The sequence below is a fragment of the Dellaglioa sp. CoH-56-MRSF-12 genome (assembly GCF_056782075.1).
Window position 1 is genome coordinate 1 of record NZ_JBXAYD010000012.1, and the last position, 1,690, is coordinate 1,690.

Annotated in this window: 2 protein-coding genes; both read left to right on the forward strand. The window is 38.3% G+C overall.

Annotated features, from left to right (window positions below; genetic code table 11):
* Positions 1-71: 71 nt before the first annotated feature.
* Positions 72-746 carry a transposase gene (locus AC1RPY_RS07585; RefSeq protein WP_481761994.1) on the forward strand — a complete coding sequence of 225 codons (675 nt, stop codon included), beginning with the start codon at positions 72-74 and terminating at the stop codon, positions 744-746.
* A complete protein-coding gene (locus tag AC1RPY_RS07590) occupies positions 719-1,636 on the forward strand; it encodes an IS3 family transposase (RefSeq protein WP_481761993.1) in 918 nt (305 codons plus the stop codon). Before AC1RPY_RS07585 ends, AC1RPY_RS07590 begins: the two co-directional genes overlap by 28 nt.
* The last annotated feature ends 54 nt before the right edge of the window (positions 1,637-1,690 follow it).

A 1,690-nucleotide genomic window follows, 5' to 3' on the forward strand; every position in this document is an offset into this window, starting at 1 on the left:
TGTAATAATCCCTTTATGGTTGTCAGATGAAATAATATAATTTCATCCGATAATCATGGAGGGATTTTTGTATGTCCAGAGCCAAGTATTCAGCATTAGAAAAATTAACGTTTATCGAAGAATTTAGAAAGTCCGGAATGCCGAGAAGAACTTTTGCCCGAGAATACGGTATTAATAAAGATCTATTCAAACGTTGGGTCGATCGCTATGACCGCGATGGTATTGAAGGTTTACAGGAAGCGCGCCACAATAATCACTATTCAAAAGCGCTGAAATTAGAAGCGGTATTAACTTATCTAACGGGTCAATATTCACAAGCAGATGTTGCACTTAAGTTTGGTTTACGATCACAAAAACAACTATTAGACTGGGTTTCCAAGTATAATGAGGATAAAACGGTGACGGCGTCACCGTCCAAAAGGCAGGTTCCCATTATGAGTCGTAAAACTTCTTTTGAAGAACGCGTTTCAATTGTTGAATATATTACCAAAGATAAACATAGTTATAATGAAACTGCGGAACACTTCGGTGTCTCTTATCAACAAGCCCGTTCATGGGTTCTTAAGGCACGACAAGGTGGTTATGAATCACTAATCGATAATCGTGGTCACCGTAAAGATCAATCAGAACTAACAGATTTAGATAAAGCGAATCTACGGATTCACGAGTTAGAAAGCCAAATCGAAGATCAAAAATTATATGCGGCCTTTATAAAAAAATGGCAGGAACTTCAGCGCAAGGGGTGAATAAGCAAAGACGACTGGCATATCACGCGATTAAGAATGTTAGTCAAGAAAAGCATGGTGCGATAACAAAACTTATAAAAATGGTTGGCGTTAGCCGTCAGGCTTACTACAAAGGGTTAAAAAGACAAGAAACAGTTTGGGAGACACGTAATAAACAACTTAAAGAGCGAACCCAATACTGGTTTGATTTCAATCTACAAGGGATTGGTACTGGAAACATGTTGGTAAATTTACAAGCTGACACATCAATTAATTTTCCCATTACTTTCAAACAGGTTCGACGAGTTATGCGAGAACTAGGTATTCGATGTTTAGTACATCCGAAGAAGCATAATCGTGTGAAACAATCAGAACAATATATCCAAGATAATCTTCTTAATCAAAATTTTAGTGTGAGTAGACCTAACCAAGTTTGGTTGGCCGATTCAACAGAGCTTTCATATGGCATAAATGGCGAATATAAAATTCGGTTAAGTGGTGTTTTAGATCTTTATGGTCGGCGACTTTTAGCCTATAATCTAAGTCCTACAGAAACTAGTGAAGCAGAAATCCAGGTATTTCAGCAGGCCTTTTCAGGTGCTGGTAGTGTACACCCCATGGTGCACACCGATCGCGGTTCAGCTTATACCTCAAAACTATTTAATCGTTCTCTTGATCGATATGAAGTAACTAGAAGTATGTCCCGACCAGGAACGCCATACGATAACGCTCCAATGGAGCGTTGGTGGAATGAATTTAAAAATCGATGGATGGCACGTCAGCCACTGCCAAAGACCTATCAAGAACTTATGAAATTGGTTGAAGCAGGAATTGAATATTTTAATCATTACAATCGCTCAACACAAAGAAATGGCCTTACCCCAGATGAATACTGGGATAAAGCCATTTAGAAACATATTAAATTTTATATTATTTCATCCGTCAACTTGACAGGGCCTAGTACA

Coding starts and splice junctions, on each gene's coding strand:
- AC1RPY_RS07590 (WP_481761993.1), top strand. CDS start 719: ATGGCAGGAACTTCAGCGCAAGGGGTGAATAAGCAAAGACGACTGGCA.
- AC1RPY_RS07585 (WP_481761994.1), top strand. CDS start 72: ATGTCCAGAGCCAAGTATTCAGCATTAGAAAAATTAACGTTTATCGAA.